This is a genomic window from Natrinema soli (assembly GCF_028618695.1).
The window spans coordinates 1-5,372 of the sequence record NZ_JAQIVI010000578.1; the positions used below are offsets into that span (position 1 = coordinate 1).

Sequence of the window (5,372 nt, forward strand, 5' to 3'; positions counted from 1 at the left end):
TCGGCCGCCTCGCGATCGCCGCAGTCCTCGACGCGTTCGCCCATCATATCGGCGATCCGCGCGTAGCGGTCGAACGCGGTCGACGCGTTGTACCGCATAACCGATGGGAGCAAGACCGCGACGGTGACGCCGTGTGGCGTGTGGTTCTCCCCGGCGACCGGGTAGGCCATCGCGTGGGTCGCCCCCAGTCCGGCGTTAGTAAACGCGATGCCGGCGAGGAGACTGCCGAGTGCCATGTCCCGACGCGCCTTGACGTCAGAACCGTTGTTGACGGCCTGACGCAGGCTGTCACTGATAAGATCGATCGCCTTCTCGGCGTAGAGATCGGTCAACTGTGTGCGGCCGCCGTAATCGGCGCGCTCGTCGGCGCGGCCGGGCGCGGCTTTCGCGTCGAACCGGCGGGTCGTGTACGCCTCGATCGCGTGGGTGAGCGCGTCCATCCCGGACGAGGCGGTGATCGCCGGCGGGAGCGACACGGCCAACAGCGGATCGACGACCGCCAGCTCCGGATAGAGGTGACGACTCGAGATACCGACCTTTAGTTTCCGATCCGGCAGCGAGACGACCGCCGCGGGAGAACTCTCGGACCCCGTCCCCGCGGTCGTCGGGACGGCGAAGACTGGGACGTCGGAATCCGGAACCGGTTCGCCGCCGCCGACCGGCGGCGCAACGTACTCGAGGACATCGCGACTCGATTCGGCGATCGCCCCCGTCACCTTCGCGACGTCGAGGGAGCTACCGCCGCCGACCCCCACGACGCCGTCGGGATCGCACTCCGCGGCGGCCTCGCGCGCGGACTCGTAGACGTCGACTGACGGATCGGGTTCGACGCCGTCGAACACCGTCACGTCGACGGCGTCGGGAACCGACTCGAGGGCATCGTCGACGATCCCGGCGTCGCGGAGCTGTTCGTCCGTAACGATCAGGAGCCGCTCGACGGCGCGGCTCTCGAGTTCGTCGCCGAGTTCACCGGTTGAACCGAGACCGAACTTGATCTGGTCCGCGATAGCGAATTCCCAGGCGGAATCTGGTTCGTACATCCGTGTTGCGTCGTAGCGAGAGCCGCCACTTAACTCTACATCTGTCCACCGCGACGTGACTGTCCGCCCTTCCCGAACGCGTATTGTCTTACAAATATATGAGTGTAATAGAATGCCAGAGACGCGTAGATTTCGGCCGTACCACGGCCGGTCGCGATCGGGATCGAATATCGGTATCGAACGAGCTGTCCGGCGTCCCCGAACGCAATGGTGTGATATCGGGCCGAATTCGGACGTCGGAATCGCGAAGGACGAACTTGTGTTCGGAATTACCGGATAACTGCTTCGGTCCCCGCGAGACCGGGCCGCTTATTGTCACCAGTCATCATCTCACGATACAATGTCGGAAAATAGGAACCGAACCGTCAAGTCGGCGTCGAACCTGTTCGGCGTTCTCGAAGCGGTCCACGAACTCGAGGGCGCGGGCGCCACGGCGGTCGCCGATCACCTGGGGATCGCGAAGAGTACGGCCCACGACCACCTGACGACGCTGGTCGAACACGAGTTCCTCATCAAGGAGGGATCGACCTACCGAGTCGGACTCAAGTGTCTCAACTACGGGATTCAGGCCAAGAACCGACTCGAACTCGCGAACGCCGCGAAGCCTTCTCTCGAGCAGATGGCCGAGGAGACGGGCGAAATCGTCTGGCTCACGGTCGAGGAGTACGGCAAGGGAGTCTTCATCGAGAAGGCGATGGGCGAACGCGCGGTCCAACCCTACGGTGAGCTCGGCCGGCGGGTGCCGCTACACGATATCGCATCGGGGAAGGCGATCCTCGCCCACCTCTCCGAGAATCGGGTCAGGGAGATCGTCGAGAAACATCCGCTTCCCAACCGGACGGAGAACACCATCACGGACGTCGAGGAACTGCTGGCGGAACTCGAGATGATCCGCGAGCGCGGCTACGCGCTCAACGACAGCGAGACGTTCGAGGGGTTTCGCGCCGTCGCCAGTCCGGTCATCGTCGGCGACGATCTCCTCGGTTCGATCGTCGTCTCCGGGCCGGAAAACCGATTCCGCGGGGAACGGTTTCGGACCGAACTGCCGGAGATCGTCACGGGAACGGCCAATGCGATCGAGTTGAGTCTGGCCGATTACTGACTCGAGTCCGGTGGGCGGTCGCTCTACCCGGGCAATAGATCGTTACACTTATTTAGTCAGTAACTGAGTCTGGGTTGTAGTGGTAGCAATGAACGTGTTACAGGTGCTGCTAGTTACGACGATTCTCTACTTCGTCGCGGTCGCCGTCTGGGTGATGAAGATGGAGGATATCATCGAAGAGAGCAGTGAACGACTGGCCGGTCACGGAGGTGACCGTTGATGGCGGTCTCGGACACGGTGGTCACCTACTCGTGGGCCTTCCTCGCGATGTACCTCGTCATGATCGCCGGCCTCGGGTACTGGGGCTGGCAGAAAACGACATCTCAAGACGACTACGCGACCGCTCGTGGCGGGTTCGGCTTCCTCGCGCTCGGGTTCGCCTACGCCGCGACGGTCGCCAGCGGCTCGACGTTCATGGGGATGCCCGGGATGGCCTACGACATGGGATTCAAAGCCGGCTACTACGCGCTAATATACCCCATCGGAGCCTATCTGGGGATGATGCTCGTCGCGCGGATCACGAAGAAGGTCGGCGACGAGGCCGGTTCGCAGTCGATCCCCGACTTCCTCGGGGACCGCTTCCGGAGTCCGACGCTTCGATTGCTGGCGTCTTTCATCGCTCTGTTCCTGCTGTTCTACGTGATGGCACAGATCGTCGCGGCCGGACACATGTTCGACACTATCCTCGGGCTCGAGTACGAGGTCGGGATCTGGTTCGCCGGCGGGTTGCTCCTGCTGTATCTCACCTTCGGCGGCAGTAACGCCGACATCATCACTGATGCGGTCCAAGGCGCTATCATGGTCGGAATCGCCATCCTCGTCTTCGCGATGGTCCTGACCGGGTGGGGACTCGAGGGCGGCATCGGTGCCGTCAATGCGAATCTCGAGCCGGCCCAGCAGTGGGACACGCACACCAACCCGGACAACCCGACCTTCGCCAGCTGGTGGGCGATCCTGCTGCTCTTTATCGCCCACATCGGTTTCACTGCCCAGCCCCACCTCGGGAATAAGTTCTTCGCGATCAAGGGGACGCAGTACATCAAGAAGTTCATGCTCACGGCCGGCATCGCCGGGATGGTGCTGCCGCTGATGTACCTCGCCGGGGTCCTCGGTGCCGCACAGGGGATCGAGGTCGAGAGTGCCGACGCGATCGTCCCGGTGTTGTTCGCCGAGACGATGCCCGCGGTCGTCGCCGCGTTCCTCAGCGTCGCGATTCTGAGCGCGATCGTCTCGACGGCCGACGGACTCATCATCGCTGTCTCGCAGATCTTCGCCAACGACTTCTACCGGAAGACGTACGTTCCGTGGAAGGGCGGCGATCCCTCGAGCAAGGCGGTCGGCCAGCGCGCGCTGCTGATCTCGCGGATCGGGACGGTCGTCGTGACCGTCGTCGCGGTCGCCGCGGTGATGACGCCGCCGGAGTATCTCTCGATCTTCATGTGGATCGGGATCGGCGGTATCATCTCCGCTTACAGCGGCCCGTACCTGATCGGGAGCCTCCGAGAATCGACCTCGAAGACCGCCGCGCTGGTCGGTTTCGTCGCCGGCTTCGCGGTCTACTTCGCGATCCACCTCGGCCCCCAGATGGGCCTTTACGAGGGACTCTACCCGTACAACGCGAACCCGTTCGCGGCGACCGGGATCGGCTTCCTCGTGAGCTGTCTCAGCACGGTCATTGCCAACCAGTTCACTGACCCGATGCCCGTCGACACCCGTAACGAGATCTTCCGCGGCTCGACTGAACTCTCCGACGGCGGCGTCGTCGACGACGACTGACGCCGTCGACCGACGAATTGCGGCTCACGGCTCGCTGCCGTTCCGTTCGCTCGGAGACGCGCCGCCCGTCCCGTTCTCGAGCGCTTCCCGCTCTCGGGACAGCGAACAGTATAAGTAAGCGTCGCGATTTGTTGCCGGTAATGGAACTCCCGTGTTTCGAGGCGCGGCTCAACGCCGACGAAGCGATCGATCGGACGGACCGATTGACGCCGACTTCGTTTCTGGTATCGACGCTTCGGTCCCTCCTCGGCCGGTCGGACGACGCCGACCCGGACGTCACGGTTCTCTACTATCCCGACTATCTGGCCTATACGACCGTGACGCTCCGTCGCGTCGGTCGCAGCGACAAAGACGATAAGTTCATCGCCGCGGTCGACGCGGCGACCGGCCGCGTCGGCGAGGTCGACGTTACCCTTCCCGACATCGAGACTCGCGAGGTTCCCGACGAGCGAGTCGTTCCGATCGAGTACGACGAGGACGACGCCGAACGGGAGTGGGACGAGTGGCTGTTCTCCTACGTCGATCGGACGTATCGGCCGGTCAAGCGTCCGGAAACCTCGCTCGACCGGCTCGAGCTGGTCTACACGCCCTACTACGTCGTCGACTACGGACCCGACTCCGACGAGGACCGATACGCCGTCAGTGCGCTCACGAAACAGGTCGAACTGCTCGAGGACATCCCGCCGCTGGCCGACGAGTACGCCGCTCCCGCGTCGCACGCCTGAGGCCATTGTGATCGCGCATCGATCGCGCGTTGTGGAGAGGGGCTCGAACCGTGTCGGCTCCTCGAGTCGAACGGGCGACCGAAACGGACGGCGCTCGCGGTCAGTACCACGCCGTCCCGGCGTCGACGTTGATGTCTTGGCCCGTAATGTGGCGCGCCTGCGGACCCAGCAGGAAGGAGACGGTGTCCGCGACGTCGTCGGCCTCCACGAGTTCGCCGAGCGCCGCGTCGTCGGTGAACACCTCCCGTTTGGCCTCCTCATAGGAGAGGTTGCGCTGCTCGGCCTGGTTCTCGATGACGCGCTCGATACGGGCCCCCTCGGTCGCACCGGGGCAGACGGCGTTGACCGTCACGTCGTCGTCGCCCAGTTCGAACGCGAGCGTCCGCGTGAGTCCGATCACCGCCATCTTCGAGGCCGCGTACGGCGTTCGGTCCTCGAGCGGCCGCTTGCCGCTGATCGACGAGATGGTGACGATACTCGCGCGGTCGCTCTCCCGCAACAACGACACGGCGTGCTTCGCGACGAGGAAGGGGCCCTTCGCGTTGACGGCCATCGTCGTGTCCCACTCCTCGGCGTCGACGTCGGTGACGGGTGCGGTCGGGCCGGCGATGCCGGCATTGTTGACGACGCCGTCGAGCCCGCCGAACGCGTCCGCGGTTCGGTCGATCAGGTCCACGACCGACGACTCGTCGGTCACGTCGGTTCGAACCGGAAGCGCCCGGTCGGCCG

6 protein-coding genes are annotated in these 5,372 nt (G+C 64.2%); 4 read left to right on the forward strand and 2 right to left on the reverse strand.

What is annotated here, in order from left to right:
- Window positions 1-1,040 (reverse strand): hydroxyacid-oxoacid transhydrogenase (locus tag PGX04_RS26905; RefSeq protein ID WP_273741294.1); only part of this gene is annotated, 1,040 nt, incomplete at its 3' end.
- A 340-nt stretch (window positions 1,041-1,380) separates the two neighbouring features.
- Here PGX04_RS26905 and PGX04_RS26910 point away from each other — a divergent pair.
- The 4 genes from PGX04_RS26910 to PGX04_RS26925 all read left to right on the forward strand — a co-directional run bounded on the left by PGX04_RS26910 (window position 1,381) and on the right by PGX04_RS26925 (window position 4,643).
- Complete coding sequence (locus tag PGX04_RS26910; RefSeq protein WP_273741295.1) at window positions 1,381-2,142, forward strand: IclR family transcriptional regulator; 762 nt, start codon at window positions 1,381-1,383, stop codon at window positions 2,140-2,142.
- 79 nt (window positions 2,143-2,221) lie between these two features.
- Window positions 2,222-2,362 carry a hypothetical protein gene (locus tag PGX04_RS26915; RefSeq protein ID WP_273741296.1) on the forward strand — a complete coding sequence of 47 codons (141 nt, stop codon included), beginning with the start codon at window positions 2,222-2,224 and terminating at the stop codon, window positions 2,360-2,362.
- Window positions 2,362-3,918: a sodium:solute symporter family protein gene (locus PGX04_RS26920; protein ID WP_273741297.1), complete on the forward strand. Its 1,557-nt coding sequence runs from the start codon at window positions 2,362-2,364 to the stop codon at window positions 3,916-3,918. The genes PGX04_RS26915 and PGX04_RS26920 overlap by 1 nt, the downstream gene beginning before the upstream one ends.
- Before the next feature lie 140 nt (window positions 3,919-4,058).
- Window positions 4,059-4,643 (forward strand): hypothetical protein, encoded by a 585-nt coding sequence (locus PGX04_RS26925; RefSeq protein ID WP_273741298.1) that lies wholly within the window; start codon window positions 4,059-4,061, stop codon window positions 4,641-4,643.
- A 100-nt stretch (window positions 4,644-4,743) separates the two neighbouring features.
- Here PGX04_RS26925 and PGX04_RS26930 read toward each other — a convergent pair.
- A partial coding sequence (locus tag PGX04_RS26930) for an SDR family NAD(P)-dependent oxidoreductase (RefSeq protein WP_273741299.1) occupies window positions 4,744-5,372 on the reverse strand: 629 nt, incomplete at its 5' end.

Bases quoted from the DNA above. Each gene is read 5' to 3' on its own strand.
- PGX04_RS26910 (WP_273741295.1), top strand. From the start codon at position 1,381: ATGTCGGAAAATAGGAACCGAACCGTCAAGTCGGCGTCGAACCTGTTC.
- PGX04_RS26920 (WP_273741297.1), top strand. From the start codon at position 2,362: ATGGCGGTCTCGGACACGGTGGTCACCTACTCGTGGGCCTTCCTCGCG.
- PGX04_RS26925 (WP_273741298.1), top strand. From the start codon at position 4,059: ATGGAACTCCCGTGTTTCGAGGCGCGGCTCAACGCCGACGAAGCGATC.